Raw genomic sequence first — 17107 nt, forward strand, 5'->3', positions numbered from 1 at the left:
ACGATGACATGCACGGAAGCACGTAAGAAAGCGGCGGGTGGCAGCTTCCCAGACGGGCTCAGCCGCTAACGTTCAAACTGGTACGATGCCGCAGCGAGAACATATTGGCTGGCCGTCTCTGTGCGCAGAATGCGGGGCCCCAGCGATACCGGCCGAATGCCTGCCGCTTCCGCCGCTGCCACTTCCTCCAGCGTAAATCCGCCTTCCGGGCCGATCAGGACCAGAAGGGAGTCGCCCGGCGAAAGGGTTGGCAGCACCTCGTGCAGCGTAGTGCCGCCCTCTTTTTCATAGGCGATGACCGCGCGCGTATAATCGGAGGCTGCAGTCAGCATCTGCCGAAAAGAGGCGGGCGCGAGCAGCTTGGGCAGCACGCTGCGGTGCGACTGTTCCGCTGCTTCCTTGACGATACGCCCCCAGCGCTCCAGCTTTTTGGATTCTTTTTTTTCATCCAGCTTGACGATGGTGCGGTCTGAAGAAAAAGGAAAAAAAGCGAACGCGCCCATTTCCGTTCCCTTTTGCAGGATCCACTCCATCTTTTCGCCTTTCGGCAGTCCCTGTCCGATCGTGATTCTTATCGGCAGCTCCCGCTTCTCGTCCAGAAGCTCCAGGACGGTGGCCACCACTTCCTTGCCAGACAAGGATTCGAGCCGAGCGCGCGCCGTGCGTCCCGCCCCGTCGCTGACGAGGATTTCCTCGCCGCTCTTCGCTCTCATCACGTTTACGATATGGTGAACGTCGTCGCCTGTGATCGTAATCTCTTGCATGGAAAAGAGGTGTGGCTCAACAAAATATCTTTGCATCTCGCCAACCTCACTATTTTATCGTTTTTTTGCGATAATAGCTACCCAATCATCGATGAAAATGGTTTCCACGATGGCAAGTCCGGAGGCTTCCATCGCTTTCTTCACTTCTTCGGCCTTGGCTTCGATGATCCCGGAGGCGATAAAGGTGCCATCCTCTTTCAGCACGCGGTAGACGTCATCGGTAAAGCGGACGATGATCTCGGCGAGAATATTGGCTACGACGAGATCGACAGTCTCCTCGATTCCTTCCAGGAGGTTGTTCTGCCGCACCGTAATCTTCTCGTCTACTCCATTCAGCTCGGTATTTGCCTGTGCGGAGCGGACTGCCACCTCATCCAGGTCCATCGCCAGCACATGCTCCGCCCCCAGCTTGACTGCGGCAATGCTGAGGATGGCCGTACCCGTGCCGACATCGTAGATCCGGTCTCCCGGCTGCATGTATTTCTCCAAAGCCCGGAGGCATAAAATCGTCGTCGGATGCGTGCCTGTCCCGAAGGCCATGCCCGGATCCATCTCGATGATCACTTCATCCGCGCGTTTGGGCTGGTACTCCTCCCATACCGGCTTGATGGTCATCCGCTCCGAAACATGCACCGGCTTGTAGTACTTTTTCCAGGCGTGGGCCCATTCGTCTTCATGGACGTCATTTACCGCAATGGTGCCTTTCCCAATGTCCAGACCGTAGCCAGTCAATTGGTCCAGCTGCTGCTTCAGCTCCTCCAGCAGCTCTCCCAAGCTGCTGCTCTCCGCGGCGAGATACGCTTTGACGAATACGCCCTCGGCCGGAAAATCATCCGGGGATAGCTGGTAGATTTCACCAAACGGGGTATCCCAGTCGCGATGCAGTACCTCCGGGTCCTCGATCACGACCCCGTTGGCTCCCATCTCATAAAAAAGATTGGACACTGCGTCTACTGCCTCCGCTGTCGTATGGATACTAATTTCCGACCATTTCATGACCTACCAACTCCCCAATTCTCTCATGTCCTCAGGCGAGGCTACTCTCCTCGAAACGCCCGCTTCATTCTATCAAAAAAACTCTCGTTGTCCTCTGCGGCATAGTGGCCCGGCGCTTCACCCGACAGTTCGGCAAACTCGCGAAGCAGCTCTTTTTGTCTGTCCGTCAGTTTTGTCGGTGTGACTACACGTGCCTTTACATGCTGGTCGCCGCGCCCGTTTCCTCGAAGGAACGGCACGCCCTTGCCGCGCAAACGGAAGTACGTCTCTGTCTGTGTGCCGGCGGGAATCTTCAGCTTCACCCGTCCGTCGACAGTCGGCACCTCGATCTCGTCGCCCAATGCGGCCTGTGCAAAGGTAATCGGAACTTCGCAGTAGATATCGTTTCCTTCGCGCTCAAAAAACTCATGCGATTTCACGCGCAAAACCACGTACAAATCTCCCGGCGGTCCGCCGTTAAAGCCCGGTTCCCCTTCGCCGGATACGCGGAGCTGGGCGCCGTCATCCACACCGGCAGGAATGTTGAGATGGATTTTGCGGCGGATTTTTACCCGGCCTGCGCCGCGGCAAGAGGTGCACTTTTCCTTGACGACCTTTCCTTTGCCTTCGCAGGTGGGGCATACACGCTTGTTGACAATCCGTCCAAACGGCGTGTTGGCCACCACTTCCTGATGACCCGTGCCCTTGCACGTATGGCAGGTTTCCACGCCGGTCCCGGGCTTGGCACCCGAGCCGTGACAGGTGTCGCACTCCGCTTCCTTGGGTATCTCCACATCCGTCTCTTTTCCGAATACGGCATCGATAAAGTCAATGGAAAGCCCAAACTGCAGATCCGCGCCTTTGCGGGGTGCATTTGGATTCGCTCTGCGGCCGCCGCCAAAGAACATGTCGAAGATGTCTCCGAAGCCGCCCATGCCGGACGCGTCAAAACCGCCGAATCCGCCGCCGCCAAAGCCCTGATTCGGGTCCTGATGGCCAAACCGGTCGTACTGGGCGCGCTTTTGCTGGTCAGACAGAACATCGTACGCTTCTTTGACTTCCTTGAACTTCTCTTCGGCGTCCGCCTCTTTATTTACATCGGGGTGGAACTGTCGTGCCAATTTGCGGTACGCCTTTTTAATTTCTTCGGCATCCGCATCCTTGGAGACGCCCAACACCTCGTAATAATCCCGTTTCATCCCCTGAATCACTCCCATGACAGTCAACTGTTATCATAGCATGTGACAGACTTGAAAAAAAGTCAAAGTCAGTGTTCCGTGACTTTGACTTTTTTCGTCCTATCTGGATTATTTCTTCTCGTCGACGACTTCGTAATCGGCGTCAACGACATTCTCTTTTTTCGCTTCGCCGGCCCCAGCCGCTTCAGCGCCTTGTGCTGCCTGCGCTGCTTGTGCCGCCTGCTCGTACAGCTTCACGGAGATTTTCTGGATGATCTCGGACAACTCGTCCTTGGCTGCCTTGATCTCATCGAGGTTGTTTGCCTCCAGCGCCTTCTTCACTTTCTCCTTGGCTTCGTTCGCCTTGTCGATGTCGGCCTGGTCAACCTTGCCCTCTACTTCCTTCAGGGTTTTCTCGGTTGTGAATACGAGCTGATCCGCTTCGTTGCGCAGTTCAACCTCTTCCTTGCGCTTCTTGTCGGCTTCTGCATTCAGCTCGGCTTCTTTTACCATGCGCTCGATCTCTTCGTCGGACAGACCGGAGTTGGACGTGATCGTGATGCGCTGCTCTTTGCCGGTGCCCAGATCTTTCGCACGAACGTTGACAATACCGTTGGCGTCGATGTCGAAGGAGACTTCGATTTGCGGAATGCCGCGCGGCGCCGGCGGGATGTCAGAGAGCGTGAAGCGGCCCAGCGTCTTGTTGTCCGCTGCCATCTGACGCTCCCCTTGGAGCACGTGGATTTCGACGGAAGTCTGGTTGTCGGCTGCAGTCGAGAACACCTGCGATTTGCTGGTCGGGATTGTCGTGTTGCGCTCGATCAGTTTGGTGAACACGCCGCCCAGCGTTTCGATACCGAGAGAGAGCGGAGTCACGTCGAGCAGTACGACGTCTTTTACATCACCGGTCAGCACGCCTGCTTGTACGGCAGCACCCAGCGCGACGACTTCATCCGGGTTCACGCCTTTATGCGGTTCTTTGCCGGTAAACTTTTTGATCGCTTCCTGTACAGCGGGAATCCGTGTGGAACCCCCTACCAGGATGACGCGGTCGATTTGGTTCGGAGAGAGGCCGGCGTCTTGCAGCGCTTGACGGGTAGGACCCATGGTGCGCTCGACGAGATGCGCCGACAGCTCTTCGAATTTGGCGCGAGTCAGGTTCAGCTCCAAGTGCTTCGGACCGGTCGCATCGGCCGTGATGAACGGCAGCGAGATCGTCGTGGTCAGCACGCCGGAGAGGTCTTTCTTCGCCTTTTCTGCCGCGTCCTTCAGACGCTGCTGCGCCATGCGGTCTTTGGACAGGTCGATGCCGTGCTCTTTTTTGAACTCGCTGACGAGGTAGTCGATGATCACCTGGTCGAAGTCGTCTCCGCCCAACTGATTGTCGCCGGAAGTCGCTTTTACTTCAAAGAACCCTTCGGAGAGTTCGAGGATGGATACGTCAAAAGTACCGCCGCCCAGGTCGTAAACCAGAACGGTCTGGTCTTCGCTCTTCTCCATGCCGTACGCCAGCGCTGCGGCAGTCGGCTCGTTCACGATGCGCAGCACTTCCAGACCGGCGATTTTGCCTGCGTCTTTGGTCGCTTGGCGCTGACTGTCATTGAAGTAGGCCGGAACAGTAATCACTGCTTGGGTGACCGGCTGGCCCAGGTACGCTTCCGCGTCGGCCTTCAGTTTTTGCAGGATCATCGCGGAGACTTCTTGCGGCGTATACTCTTTGCCTTCCAATGTTACTTTATGGTTCGTCCCCATGTAGCGCTTGACGGACATGACGGTATTGTCAGGGTTGGTGATCGCCTGACGCTTCGCTGCCTCACCCACGATGCGCTCGCCGTTTTTGAAGGCGACGACAGAAGGGGTAGTGCGGTTGCCTTCCGGATTGGGGATGACGACAGGCTCCCCGCCCTCCATCACTGCTACGCAAGAGTTAGTTGTCCCAAGGTCAATTCCGATTACACGACTCATCCTAAAAAATCCTCCTCACGCTTGACGACTGAATTTCAAGTTAAGTGTATGCCATAGGCTGCAAAGTGGTTAGGCGTTTACCTTGACCATCGCAGGTCGAATGACACGATCCTTGAACAGGTAGCCTTTTTGGAACTCTTCGATGACGACGCCGGACTCGACATCCGGTTCGCTGGCCTGCATGACCGCCTGGTGAACATGGGGGTCAAAGGGATGGCCTTTGGCTGGAATCGGTGCCAATCCTTCCTTTTCAAACACCTGAACCATCTGGCGGTAAACCATGTCCACTCCCGTCAGGAGCGAATCGACGGTCATCGACTCTTTGTCCGCAGACAAGGCCCGCTCGAAGTTGTCCAGGACGGGGAGCAGCTCTTCCACCACTTTTTGCGAGGCGTATTTGGCCAGATCTTCCTGCTCTTTTCTCAGGCGGCGTCTCATGTTGTCCATGTCGGCCATGGCGCGCAAAAGGCGGTTGTTGAGCTCCTCGGCCTGTGCCTTGTAGTTCTCCGCTTCCTGCTGCCAATCGATCTGTCCCGTCTCCTCCTGTGCAGCTTCCGCCTGCTGATCAGCGGTTTCCATATTCTCCTCCGCTTGCTGCGGCGAAATATCCTGCGTCAACTTTTCATCCTTCAAGATTCAAATACCTCCCAAGACCGTCAGGCGCTAGGCCGGGACGTCATTTTACTATTTTTCAAATTCCGAGGTCAGCATATTGGACAGACCTTCGGCCAGGTAGTTCAGCACGGTGATGACTTTGCTGTACTCCATCCGCGTCGGTCCCAGAATCCCTACCATCCCTACGGGCTTGCCCCCCAGGGAATAGGAGGTGGTGATGATGCTGCACTGCTGAACCGCGGCGAGTTCGTTTTCCTGTCCAATGCGGACGTTCAACCCTGCCGACGGCGTTCCGAACAAGTGAATCAGCTGGTCATTCCGCTCCAAAAGCTCCAGAATGTCCTTTACCTTATCCACATCGCGAAACTCGGGCTGGTTCATGATTTTGGTAGCCCCGCGCAAATAGACGCGCTCCGACTCTTCCTGGCTCAGCGATTGCTCCAGGATTTGCAGCATCTCTTCGTATTGCTCCACATGGCGTCTCATCTCGCTGGCGATCTCCTGATAGAGCCGCTGGCGCAGCTGCCACAGCGGAACTTCGGACAGCTTGCTGTTGAGGATGTTTACCAGCTTTTCGATCTCCTCCGGGCGGATGCCCTTGGGCAGATCGATCAGTTTGTTCTCCACGCGCCCGGTGTGCGTTACCATGATGGCAACAGCCTGATCGGCGTTTATTTGGACAATTTGAATATGTTTCAGCCGATGTTCAAAGATTTCCGGCCCCAGCACAATCGCTGTGTAGTTTGTGACATGGGAGAGAATCTGTGCGGTGTATTCAATCATTTGCTCGAAGTGATGAATTCGTTCGGCGAACAGAAGTTTCAGCTTTTCCAGCTCCGTCTCGCTCAAAAGATGCGGCTGGATCAGGTTGTCGACATAGAAGCGATACCCTTTGGTAGAGGGTACGCGCCCAGCTGACGTATGTGGCTGTTCCAAGTATCCGAGCTCTTCCAAATCCGCCATATCATTGCGGATCGTGGCCGAGCTGAAGCCGATATCCTCGCGCTTGGAGATGGTACGGGAGCCTACAGGTTCGGCCGAATGAATATAATTATCGACGATCGCATTCAGAATTAAACGTTGCCGGTCCGATAACATGCTGCCTCGCCTCCCCGTTTGTTAGCACTCTTTACTATCGAGTGCTAAATCTATTTATTAAGGTATCAATATGCGAGGGATTTGTCAATGTTTTCCCCCGCACTTATTCTCCCAAAAACCGGGCAAACACTTCATTTCCCAGCGGCAATGCTTTGCGCGTCAAACGGACGCGGCTCGCCTCCCACTCCAGCATCCCTTTGGCCGTCTCCTCCTCGATGATCCGCCCAAATTGCTCCATCAGGGAGATGCCAAAGCGGCGCTGGAAGCGGTCGGCATCGACGCCCTCTCTGAGGCGGAGGCCCATGATCATATGGTCTTCCATGGCCTCTTTCTCTTCTACGAAAAATTGCTCGACGCGCGGCAAGCCTTCCCGGCATTTTTGCAGGTAAACGGCTAGCGGCCCGGCATTGACGTGCCGCTCGCGATCCACGTAGCCGTGGGCGCCCGCTCCGAGTCCGTAGTATTCCTCGTTCAGCCAGTAGGTTTTATTATGCCGGCTCTCAAATCCCGGTTTCGCAAAATTGCTGATCTCGTACTGCTGATAGCCGTGCTTCTCCATCTCTTCGATCAGGATCAGGTACATCATCAGCTCGGTTTCTTCTGTGGGCAGCGGCAGCTGATCCTTCTGGTACAAGGTGTGGAAAAGGGTGTTCTCCTCGACTTTCAGGCTGTACGCCGAGAAGTGCTTCGTCGGCAGCTGAAACGCTTTTTGCAGGGTATCCCGGAAGATCTCGATGGTTTGATCCGGCAGACCGAACATCAGGTCGATGGTCATATTGTCGAAGCCGACAGCGACGGCATTGTCGATGCTTTGATAGACCTCATCCACGTCATGGATGCGGCCCAGCCGCTTGAGCAGGGCGGAGTCAAAGGACTGCACGCCAAAGCTGAGCCGGTTCACCCCCAGCTCGCGCATGAGCCGCAGCTTCTCCCTGTCGGTCGTCCCCGGATTGGCCTCCATAGAAAATTCCAGATCGGGCGTCACATGCGGACCCAGGTGTTTTTCGACCATCTCCAGAAATCGCTTCATCTGGGCATGGTCGAGGAAAGTGGGCGTCCCGCCGCCGACGAAAATGGTCTTGATCCGCTCGGCCGGCCACTGGGCAAAAGTGAGCGCCATCTCCCGCTCCAGCGCCTCCAGATAGTCCCAGATCAGCTGCGGATTCTGGGTGACGAAGGAATTAAAGTCGCAGTAATAGCATTTATTGGTGCAAAAGGGGATGTGAATATAGACGGATTGCGGGGCCATATCGTTTTTCCCTCCTTATCGGGCAGAAAGTGAAAAAACCTGACGGCACAGGTCAGGTCTGATAAATCTCAAAACAACAAAGCGGCAAACGGCCAGAGGGCGCATCTCCAAATCGGTTCGGGCAGGTGTGCGGATGGCCCACCCGGCTTATTTGCTGTCATCCATGCGCAAGACGGCCATGAACGCCTCTTGCGGCACCTCGACGGAACCGACGGATTTCATCCGCTTTTTCCCCTCTTTTTGCTTCTCGAGGAGCTTCCGCTTCCGGCTGATGTCCCCGCCGTAGCACTTGGCGAGTACATTTTTGCGCAGGGCGCTGATCGTCTCCCTCGCCACGACCTTGTGTCCGATGGTCGCCTGGATCGGCACCTCGAACTGCTGGCGCGGGATCAGTTCTTTCAGCTTTTCGCAAATGACGCGGCCGCGCTGGTACGCGCTGTCTTTGTGAACGATAAAGGACAAGGCATCCACCACCTCGCCGTTGAGGAGGATATCCATCTTCACCAGCTTGGACGGCTTGTAGCCTGCCAGTTCATAGTCAAAGGAAGCATAGCCTTTGGTGCCGGACTTGAGCAGGTCGAAAAAGTCGTAGACAATCTCGGAGAGCGGCATGTCGTACTTGAGCTGCACGCGGTTCTCGCCCATGTACTGCATGTCGAGAAACTCGCCGCGCTTGCCCTGGCACAGCTGCATGACATCGCCGACGTAATCCTTCGGCACCATCACCGTGGCGGTTACGTACGGCTCTTCGATCATCTCGATTTTTTGCACTTCCGGCATTTTCGACGGATTGTCGATCTCGATCACGGTGCCATTGGTCATCGTGACCCGGTAAATCACGCTTGGTGCGGTGGTAATCAGGTCGATGTTGAATTCGCGCTCGATCCGCTCCTGGATGATCTCCATGTGCAGCAGTCCGAGGAAGCCGCAGCGGAAACCGAATCCGAGAGCCTGCGATGTCTCCGGCTCGTACTGGAGAGAAGCGTCATTCAGTTGGAGCTTCTCCAGCGCCTCGCGCAGATCGTTGTAATCGCTGGTATCGATCGGATAGAGGCCACAGAATACCATCGGGTTGATTTTGCGGTAGCCGGGCAGCGGCTCGGCAGCAGGGCGAGTCGCATCGGTAATCGTATCCCCGACGCGCGTGTCGCCGACCGTCTTGATCGAAGCGGCCACATAGCCGACATCGCCGACCGTCAGTTCGTCGACCGGACGCTGGCGCGGCATGGACGCGCCCACTTCGGTCACCTCGAAGGTTTTGCCTGTTGCCATCATCTTGATCTTCATGCCCTTTTTCAAGGTACCGTTGACAATACGCACAGAGGCGATGACGCCGCGGTACGGGTCGAAATAGGAGTCGAAAATCAATGCCTGCAGCGGCGCATCAGGGTCGCCCTCGGGAGCCGGCACCTTTTTCACAACGGCCTCCAGCACGTCCTTGATCCCGATCCCTGCTTTGGCGGAGGTCAGACAGGCTTCGCTGGCGTCCAGCCCGATGACATCCTCCACCTCCTGCTTGACGCGCTCCGGCTCGGCGCTGGGCAGGTCGATCTTGTTGATGACCGGGATGATCTCCAGGTCGTTGTCCAAAGCCAGATAGACGTTGGCCAGCGTCTGCGCCTCGATCCCCTGGGCCGCGTCCACGACCAGCAGGGCGCCTTCGCAAGCGGCCAGACTGCGGGATACTTCATAGGTAAAGTCGACGTGTCCCGGGGTGTCGATCAGATGGAGAATATATTCTTCCCCGTCGTCTGCTTTATACTTTAACTGCACAGCATTCAGTTTGATTGTAATTCCGCGCTCTTTTTCCAAATCCATCGAATCGAGGAATTGGGCTTCCTTCTCCCGTTCGGACAAGGCGCCGGTCAGCTCCAGAATCCGGTCCGCCAAGGTTGATTTGCCATGGTCAATATGCGCGATGATGGAAAAATTGCGAATGCGTTTTTGTCTTTCACGGCGATCCATGTGTTGTCAGTTCCCTCCCACGCCATCTGAACGACGCCTGCTATACGAGCTTCAGACCGCGTTCCGAAAAAATACACTAACGGTTATTATAACAAAGCGTGGAAACGGGAGCAATACGGGCATTTGATGCGATTGGCTAGCGCTTCTGCATCTCGTCCAGCCGGCGCAAGTATTTCTCGGGAAACATCTCTTCCAGACTGCTTCGGTACATTTTCCCATCCGCGGGGATACGGTGGCCCACTACCCGATAACCGCTTCCTCCGCTCGGCGCAGGTCCGTAGAGGATATCCAGCACCATCGGGCAGCTCAGCCCCGGCGAGGCTTCATTCGCCCCTCCCGTGATCTTCACCCAGGCGTAGACACGCCTCTGTTCGGCGACAGGCGCTTCTACTCCGATCAGCTCTACCTCCACCTGCCGATCGCTTCCGAGCCAGGCCAGGTCGCCTCCGGCTGTCTGCAAATAGCTTTTCACCAGCGACAGAATCCAGTCGCGATTGGCCGGAGCTATCCCTTTTTGCACCTGGACGAAGACTTGACCGAAATGTTCTCCTCCGGATAGCACCTGTATTTTCCATACGCCCGGCTCCGGCAACACGATGCCCGAGGGGAAGTGCCCTTTGGCGTCATAGAGCGGGCCGGCCACTTCGTATTTGCCCAGAGAGAGCCGCTTGCCGTCCGTACTGTAGGCGACGAGCTCCACCTCCCGCTCAAAGGAGCCGTCCAGCAGCCACACCACCTTTTGTGTTTGATCCTCGTACAGCCCGGTTTCATCCGTGATGATCCGAACGGGCTTTTCTCCCAGATAGCTGAACGTCTGATTGTCATGCCGCTCCTCGGTACGCGGAGAAGGCTTCCACAGATCGGGAGGCGCCGCGACCGTGCCCGGCAGCCACGGCTTCTCCGTCGGGGGCTCCGGCGACATCGATCCGTGCTCTCCCGAAAAGATGGCGGGATATACGGTGCCGAGCACGGCCAGGAGCAACACCGCGGCAGTGACCCCCGACCAAAGCGGCCACTTCTTTGCGGAGAAATAGGCTTTTTTCTGTCTTTCCCGTTCCACTGTACGCCGCACCTTTTCTTCCATCTCCGGGGAGAAGACTACATCGTGAAAAATGCTCTGATCTGCCCGCTCTTTCAAGTGATTTAGCCATTGGTCTCGGTCCATTCAAAGCCCTCCCCGGTACTCCATTCTTCTTTCAATCGCTCTCTGGCGCGATGCAGCCTCGTCCGAACCGTCCCCTCGGACACGCCCAGCACGTCGGCTACCTCTCCTATCGACATCTCGGCATAGTAATGAAGGGCCACCACCTGCCGATACAGCGGGGGAAGCTTCAGGACGAGCCGCACCAGCTCATCCTTGGCGGCGCGCTCCAGCACAATCCCTTCCGTCGTCGTCTCGCCCGCCTTTTGGATCCATGCGTGCGGCAGCAGATTGCGAAACGCCCACGACCGCATATGCCCCTTGCACTCGTTCACCGCAATCCGGTATATCCAGGTATGCATGCTGCTCTCGCCGCGAAAGCGGGAGAGATTCCGATAGACTTTCAGAAACACATCCTGGGTGATATCCTCGGCGAGGCTCCGGTCTTTTACCATCAAGGTGACCAGGCGAAGGACACGCGTCCCGTATTCGCGCATGAGCTGATCCAATACAGCTTCGGCTGTCTGCTGAAGCTTATCCACGATGCGTGCCTCCCTTCCTCTGTCTTCCTTGTGTTAGATGCAGCCGCCGGATTTTTGTTACACGGCCGGGATCTCTCCCTTCTTTTCCTTGGCAGGCTGGTCAATCCCTGCCAGGTAGACGATATGCATTTTTTGCGTGCGCGGATGGACAAAGACCTCCGTCTCGACGCCAAAGACTTCGCGGATCAGCTTCGGCGTAAGCACATCCTGAGGCGCGCCTGCTGCTGCGATTCGCCCTTCGCATAGGACGTACAGTTGATCGCAGTACATCGCCGCGATGTTCAGATCATGCAGAGCGGCCAGCACCGTCAAGCGGAGCGATTTTAAAATCTCCATGATCTGCAGCTGGTAGCGAATATCGAGATGGTTGGTCGGCTCATCCAGGACCAGCAGACGGGCCTCCTGAGCCAGCGCCCTCGCGATCATCACCCGCTGCTTCTCACCGCCGGAGAGGGAAAGAAAGCTGCGTTCGGCAAAATCCTGCATTCCCGTACGGGCGAGTGCTGTCTCGACCAGCTCCCGGTCTCGTGCCGTATCGGATTGAAACAATCGCTTGTGTGCGGTGCGTCCCATCATGACGATCTCCCGCACGCTAAAGTCAAATTCCGCCGCAGACTCTTGGCGCACGACGGCCATTCTCTGGGCGGCCTCACGGGGTGTCAGCCGATAGATGTCTTCTCCATCCAGGGTGACCACTCCCGCATCCGGCTTTCTGACCCGGTAAATGGTTTTGAGCAACGTCGACTTTCCGCTGCCATTGGGTCCGATCACCCCGACAAAAGCGCCCGGTTTTACCTGCAAATCGATCTGCTCCAGAATCATCCGGCCGGCGATCTCCACCGCCACCTGACTGGTGTGCAGCGTCATCGGTCCCCACCCCCAAATGAATAGGTGCTGCGCAACATGAGCCAGATAAAAAACGGTCCGCCGCACAGCGACGTGATAATCCCGATGGGCAGCTCCTCCGGGGCAAAGGCGAGCCGCGCCAGCACATCGGCCCAGATCAGAAAAATCGCCCCGAACAAGGCACTGGCCGGCAACACGCGGCGATGGTCCGAGCCGACGACGAGCCGCACCATATGCGGGATCATCAATCCGACAAAGCCGATGGCCCCGCTGATGGAGACGATCACGCCCGTCAACAGCGCGGTGATCAGCAAAAGCATGTTGCGGAAGCGCTCGGTATCCACCCCCAGCGTACGGGCGGTCTCCTCTCCCATCATGAGCGCGTTGAGCGAGCGGTAGTGACTGAGCAGGAGGATCAGACCGAGCAGGACGGCGAGGGAGGGGATCCCGAGGTATTCCCACTTGGCTCCGGACAGGCTGCCCTGCATCCAGAACAAGACGGTACGGATCCCGTGTTCATTCGGAGCGGCAAAAATAATCAGACTGGTCACGGCCGAGAGCACTGCAGAGACAGCGATGCCGGACATCAGCAGGCGAATCGTCGAATGCTGCCCGCCCAGCCGGGAGAGGGCAAAGACCAGCATCATGGAAATGAGCGATCCCGCAAAAGAGGCGGCGCTCAAGGAATACTGCCCGTACAGGCTGAATGCACCAAAAAGGATTGACAGCGTGGCCCCCACGGATGCCCCGGATGAGACTCCGAGCAAATAAGGGTCCGCAAGCGAATTTTTCACCAGCGCCTGCAGGGTGACCCCCACCGCAGACAAGCCCGCCCCTACGACTGCGGCCAGCAGCACCCGCGGAAAGCGAATCTGCCAGATGATCGTTTCCTCGGCTTTTGCCCAGTCGGGCTGAACCCACTCTCCCGCCACCGGCAGGTGAGACCAGGCGATTTTCCAGACCGTCCCCGGCTGCACCGCCACCGAGCCGAGCATAACCGCGATCGTCATGCTCGCTACCAGGCTGAGTGCGAGAAGCAGCAATACGGCAGAAAACCATGCGGCCGATTGCCTCGCCTCTCCTCCCGCGGCGAGACGACTCTCCCGATCGGGCCGTTCCGGTATTCGCGGGTATTTGAGCGCAGTTCGTTCCATCTTTTCACCCCTTTGCAATAATCAGCAAGCCTTGAACGGAAGACTCCCACTATTGTCCCTGCGCGAATTTTTCCGGATAAAACCCCTCTGCCAGCGTCTGCAGCGCATGAGGCGCACGGATTCCCTCCGCAGCCGCGGATAGCGGCAGTACGATTAGCCGGTTGTTTTGGATCGCGGGCAGGTCAGCCAGTTCCTTTTTGGCGAGGAGGTACTTCTTTTTTTGTTCGACGGTTCTGTCACCGTAGTCCACGACGACAATCACTTCGGGTTGGCGCGACACCACTTCCTCCCAGCTGACGCTCGTCCATCCTTTGGGAATATCGTCAAAGATGTTCTTGCCGCCCGCCATCGCAATCATCCGGCTCATAAAATTGCTGCCGGCCGTCAGCGGCTGGTCTTCCCCGCTGTCGTAGACAAAGACCCGGAGCGGCTGCTTCACCTCTCCGATTCTCCTGACTGTCTCATCCATCTCCGCTTTCATCTGCCCGATCAGACGGTCGGCCCTGTCCTCGATGCGAAAAATCCGGCCGATGTTGCGGATATCCGCCGCCACATCCTCCAGATCAGGGGCGCTCATGTTGGAAGATTGGTGGAGATAGGCCTGTATGCCGACGCTCGACAGCTCTTGCACGGTACCGACCCCTTTCTCCGTAAAAGCGCTCTTCCAACCCGCGTAGACAAAATCAGGCTCAGCGGCGAGCAGCACTTCCTTGGAGGGGTATTGGTCGGACAGCACCGGGATCTTTTCGTACGCTTGCTGAAACTGGGGCAAGATCCGGTCATCCAGGTAGGCCATCCCCGCCATCCGGTCCTCCAGACCCAGGGCGAGCAGAATCTCGGTCACATGCTGGTTCAGCGTCACCGCTCTTTCCGGCACTTGGGTAAAGGTCAGCGTATGTTCGCCATTTTGCACGTGCACAGGGGACAGGTTTTCCGCTGTTTGCGGCGGCTTTGCCGACGAATCAGCGGTTGGGGCCGCTGTAGAGGCCGGCTTTCCCCCTGCGCATCCGGTGAGGAGCAGAATCGCGGAAAGCCCTATCGCCAAAAAGTTGCGCCCCTGGTTGCCCCATTGTTTGATCCACCAGTCTTTCCCGGGGTGCTTTCCCCGGTTCTTTCCTGGGTTCCTCCCATCATTCATCCAGCTGATTTGCATCCGTACTTCCTCCTCGCTTATCTCCGCAAACATAGACGACGCGGTCCGATAAAAAAAGCATCTCCCGCATACGCGGAAGATGCCAACATGAACATGTGCGCACAGAAGCAAGGGTTCGGACAGACGAATCCCGTCCGGTTTCATGCTCTCTGGTACACGTATCCCATCCGCGTGGGTTATTTCGTGCAAAGGTTCATGGCAGGTCTCCTGGCTTGGGTTCATCGCGCCTTGCTCCTTCCCGTCTCGCTAGCGGCGAGACAGTGGTTCTGCGCAAGGACGCTCCCCTTCACAGTGGCGGGACCGCGTCGGAATTTCACCGAACTTCCCTATTAAGCTTCCGGACGAAAACAAGTCGGCCGGATAACACCATGAACTGATTATTCGGTTTTGGGAAATCTTACTGGCCGATGACTCTCAATGCTTTGGGGTATTGGGACAGCACTTCGCAGCCGTCCTCGGTGACGAGCACATCATCCTCGATCCGCACCCCGCCTACTCCCGGCAGGTAGATGCCCGGCTCGATGGTGAAGACCATCCCCGGCCGCAGCACTTCCTGGTTTTGCCCGTGTATGGAAGGGTATTCGTGGACGTCCATGCCCAGACCGTGTCCCAGGCGGTGAATGAAGTATTCGCCGTACCCTTTGTCCGCGATGACGCGGCGGGCTGTCTGGTCGAGATGGGCAAAGGTAACGCCCGGCCGCACCTGGGCAATCGCCGCTTCATTGGCAGCCAGAACTGTTTCGTAGATCTCTTTCAGCTGCTCGCTGATGTCCCCGACGGCAAATGTCCGCGTAATATCGGAGACATAACCGTCATTTTGCACGCCGATGTCAAACAGCAAAAGGTCGCCCGGACGAACCTGACGGCTGCCCGGAGTGCCGTGGGGCAGCGCAGACTTTTCTCCCGCCAGCACCATCGTGCTGAAAGCAGGGCCTTCTGCCCCGAGCCGCTTCATCTGGTATTCCATCTCGGCTACCACTTCCGCTTCGGTAACGCCGGGCACAATTCCCCCGACGACGGCCTCCAGCGCTTCCTCCACCAGCTTGACGGCCCGCTTCAGCCGCGCCACCTCATCTGCCGATTTGATCAGCCGCATTTCTCTGAGCGGCTCCTCCACATCGACGTAGCTGTCAGCCGCGACGACGGCTCCCATCGCTTCAAAGCGTTCGACGGTCATGTGCCCCTTTTCCAGTCCGAGCGTTTTCAGCCCGGCAGGCAGGGCTTGTTTCAAGACGTCATAAGGATTATCCGTGTCCGAATGAGTCCATATATTTTTGATAGAAGACGCTTCCATCGCGGCTTCACGGTCAAGCGCCGGCACGATCAGTGCCGCCTCACCCGCCGCCGGGATGACCAGTCCGAGAAATCGCTCATGCGGATTCGTCAGAAACCCTGTCAAATAATACACATGCTTGGGCTGTGTGATCAAAGCCGCGTCGATACCTGTTTTTTTCATGTACGAAAGAATGCGCTGGATACGTTCCTGATACAAAGTGTATCACCTTGCTTTCTCTGGATTCCTATTGCGAGAATACCATGTCCCCGGCCAAAAAAGAAGGGAAGGTTGAAAAAGCTTTCCAGTAAAGAGGGAAGCCTACTAAGGAAAAGAGGTGATCAAACTTGGACATTCAATTGCTTGCGCTGCCCCGCTCCAACGTCACGCTGTCATACCAGGCTTTTGGCTCCGGCATGCCGCTTGTCTGCATCCATGCCCCCGGCATCGGCCTGATGAATTTTCTCCACCTGGGAGCGCTGGCCGACACTTTTCGCCTCATCCTCCCCGATTTGCCCGGCCATGGAGAGAGCACGCCGCTCCCTCTGCCCTATACATTTTCCGATCTGGCAGATGTTCTGGACGAGTTCGTACGCACGCTGGGGCATCAAAAGGCGATCGTCCTCGGGTACTCCCTCGGTGCGTCGATCGCGATGGAATGGTGTCTGCGGCATCCGGAAACCATCGCCGGTCTGGTTCTCGTCAGCGGCTTCTCCGAGGTCAGGGACCTGTACATGCACACCCGTTTTCTGATGGCGAAGGCGGCCGTATCGCTTCGGGCGGGTGCCCTGCTGGCCCGCTCTACCGCCGCTTCCCACCTGGATGATCCGGCGGAACAGAAGCGCTGGATCGCTTACGCACGGAAGACAGATCCCGCTACCCTGCGCTGTATGTTTGATGCCGGGCACCGTTACGCTTGCACCGACAAACTGGCTTCCATCCACCAGCCCACACTCCTCTTGTTCGGCGAAAAGGACAGGCAGATGCATGATTACGCCAAGCTGATGAAAGAGCGGCTGCCCAACTCCCGCCTGATTTTGGTCCCCCGCGTCAAACACCAAATCGTCACCCGTACCCCCGAAGCCGTGGATCGATACTGCCGCGAATTCTTTTCCGAAACGGCCGTCGGGCAAACGGAGTCGACGCGTCCGCCTGAACAGAAGTAAGCAAAGAAGGCTGCCAAGGTTCG

At 57.1% G+C, this 17107-nt stretch carries 15 protein-coding genes and 1 riboswitch; of the genes, 1 reads left to right on the forward strand and 14 read right to left on the reverse strand.

The window, feature by feature from the left end; all coding sequences use genetic code 11:
* Positions 1-65 precede the first annotated feature (65 nt).
* The 14 genes from JD108_RS14350 to JD108_RS14415 all read right to left on the reverse strand — a co-directional run bounded on the left by JD108_RS14350 (position 66) and on the right by JD108_RS14415 (position 16137).
* Positions 66-800 carry a 16S rRNA (uracil(1498)-N(3))-methyltransferase gene (locus JD108_RS14350; RefSeq protein WP_198826725.1) on the reverse strand — a complete coding sequence of 245 codons (735 nt, stop codon included), beginning with the start codon at positions 798-800 and terminating at the stop codon, positions 66-68.
* 18 nt (positions 801-818) lie between these two features.
* Positions 819-1760, reverse strand: coding sequence for a 50S ribosomal protein L11 methyltransferase (gene prmA, locus JD108_RS14355; protein WP_198826726.1), 942 nt, complete (start codon positions 1758-1760; stop codon positions 819-821).
* 41 nt (positions 1761-1801) lie between these two features.
* Positions 1802-2938: a molecular chaperone DnaJ gene (dnaJ, locus tag JD108_RS14360; protein ID WP_198826727.1), complete on the reverse strand. Its 1137-nt coding sequence runs from the start codon at positions 2936-2938 to the stop codon at positions 1802-1804.
* Between the two features lie 108 nt (positions 2939-3046).
* Positions 3047-4882 carry a molecular chaperone DnaK gene (gene dnaK / locus JD108_RS14365; RefSeq protein ID WP_198826728.1) on the reverse strand — a complete coding sequence of 612 codons (1836 nt, stop codon included), beginning with the start codon at positions 4880-4882 and terminating at the stop codon, positions 3047-3049.
* Between the two features lie 69 nt (positions 4883-4951).
* The gene (gene grpE, locus JD108_RS14370; RefSeq protein ID WP_198826729.1) at positions 4952-5515 is read right to left on the reverse strand and encodes a nucleotide exchange factor GrpE; all 564 of its coding nucleotides are present in this window, start codon (positions 5513-5515) and stop codon (positions 4952-4954) included.
* A 51-nt stretch (positions 5516-5566) separates the two neighbouring features.
* On the reverse strand, positions 5567-6595 hold the full coding sequence (gene hrcA / locus JD108_RS14375; protein ID WP_198826730.1) for a heat-inducible transcriptional repressor HrcA: 1029 nt from the start codon (positions 6593-6595) through the stop codon (positions 5567-5569).
* 103 nt (positions 6596-6698) lie between these two features.
* Entirely contained in the window at positions 6699-7844 is a 1146-nt protein-coding gene (gene hemW / locus JD108_RS14380; RefSeq protein WP_198826731.1) for a radical SAM family heme chaperone HemW, read from the reverse strand.
* A gap of 147 nt (positions 7845-7991) precedes the next feature.
* Positions 7992-9809, reverse strand: coding sequence for a translation elongation factor 4 (lepA, locus tag JD108_RS14385; protein ID WP_198826732.1), 1818 nt, complete (start codon positions 9807-9809; stop codon positions 7992-7994).
* A gap of 136 nt (positions 9810-9945) precedes the next feature.
* On the reverse strand, positions 9946-10974 hold the full coding sequence (locus JD108_RS14390; RefSeq protein ID WP_198826733.1) for a hypothetical protein: 1029 nt from the start codon (positions 10972-10974) through the stop codon (positions 9946-9948).
* Positions 10953-11492 carry a sigma-70 family RNA polymerase sigma factor gene (locus tag JD108_RS14395; RefSeq protein ID WP_198826734.1) on the reverse strand — a complete coding sequence of 180 codons (540 nt, stop codon included), beginning with the start codon at positions 11490-11492 and terminating at the stop codon, positions 10953-10955. The genes JD108_RS14390 and JD108_RS14395 overlap by 22 nt, the downstream gene beginning before the upstream one ends.
* A gap of 57 nt (positions 11493-11549) precedes the next feature.
* A complete protein-coding gene (locus JD108_RS14400; RefSeq protein ID WP_198826735.1) occupies positions 11550-12359 on the reverse strand; it encodes a heme ABC transporter ATP-binding protein in 810 nt (269 codons plus the stop codon).
* A complete protein-coding gene (locus tag JD108_RS14405) occupies positions 12356-13492 on the reverse strand; it encodes a FecCD family ABC transporter permease (RefSeq protein ID WP_198826736.1) in 1137 nt (378 codons plus the stop codon). Before JD108_RS14405 ends, JD108_RS14400 begins: the two co-directional genes overlap by 4 nt.
* Positions 13493-13541: 49 nt before the next feature.
* Positions 13542-14570 (reverse strand): ABC transporter substrate-binding protein, encoded by a 1029-nt coding sequence (locus JD108_RS14410; protein ID WP_456062008.1) that lies wholly within the window; start codon positions 14568-14570, stop codon positions 13542-13544.
* A 255-nt stretch (positions 14571-14825) separates the two neighbouring features.
* Positions 14826-15031, reverse strand: a riboswitch (cobalamin riboswitch).
* A gap of 11 nt (positions 15032-15042) precedes the next feature.
* Positions 15043-16137, reverse strand: coding sequence for a M24 family metallopeptidase (locus JD108_RS14415; RefSeq protein WP_198826737.1), 1095 nt, complete (start codon positions 16135-16137; stop codon positions 15043-15045).
* A gap of 128 nt (positions 16138-16265) precedes the next feature.
* Between JD108_RS14415 and JD108_RS14420 the strand changes: the two genes are divergently transcribed.
* Positions 16266-17084 carry an alpha/beta fold hydrolase gene (locus JD108_RS14420; RefSeq protein WP_228728152.1) on the forward strand — a complete coding sequence of 273 codons (819 nt, stop codon included), beginning with the start codon at positions 16266-16268 and terminating at the stop codon, positions 17082-17084.
* Positions 17085-17107: the final 23 nt, after the last annotated feature.

Origin of the sequence: Brevibacillus composti (assembly GCF_016406105.1) — a bacterium.
GTDB lineage: Bacteria > Bacillota > Bacilli > Brevibacillales > Brevibacillaceae > Brevibacillus > Brevibacillus composti.

What these genes read in the sequence shown, in the direction of transcription:
- JD108_RS14390 (WP_198826733.1), bottom strand. Translation starts at nt 10,974, where the DNA reads ATGGACCGAGACCAATGGCTAAATCACTTGAAAGAGCGGGCAGATCAG.
- prmA (WP_198826726.1), bottom strand. Translation starts at nt 1,760, where the DNA reads ATGAAATGGTCGGAAATTAGTATCCATACGACAGCGGAGGCAGTAGAC.
- dnaK (WP_198826728.1), bottom strand. Translation starts at nt 4,882, where the DNA reads ATGAGTCGTGTAATCGGAATTGACCTTGGGACAACTAACTCTTGCGTA.
- hrcA (WP_198826730.1), bottom strand. Translation starts at nt 6,595, where the DNA reads ATGTTATCGGACCGGCAACGTTTAATTCTGAATGCGATCGTCGATAAT.
- JD108_RS14400 (WP_198826735.1), bottom strand. Translation starts at nt 12,359, where the DNA reads ATGACGCTGCACACCAGTCAGGTGGCGGTGGAGATCGCCGGCCGGATG.
- JD108_RS14405 (WP_198826736.1), bottom strand. Translation starts at nt 13,492, where the DNA reads ATGGAACGAACTGCGCTCAAATACCCGCGAATACCGGAACGGCCCGAT.
- hemW (WP_198826731.1), bottom strand. Translation starts at nt 7,844, where the DNA reads ATGGCCCCGCAATCCGTCTATATTCACATCCCCTTTTGCACCAATAAA.
- dnaJ (WP_198826727.1), bottom strand. Translation starts at nt 2,938, where the DNA reads ATGAAACGGGATTATTACGAGGTGTTGGGCGTCTCCAAGGATGCGGAT.
- JD108_RS14350 (WP_198826725.1), bottom strand. Translation starts at nt 800, where the DNA reads ATGCAAAGATATTTTGTTGAGCCACACCTCTTTTCCATGCAAGAGATT.
- lepA (WP_198826732.1), bottom strand. Translation starts at nt 9,809, where the DNA reads ATGGATCGCCGTGAAAGACAAAAACGCATTCGCAATTTTTCCATCATC.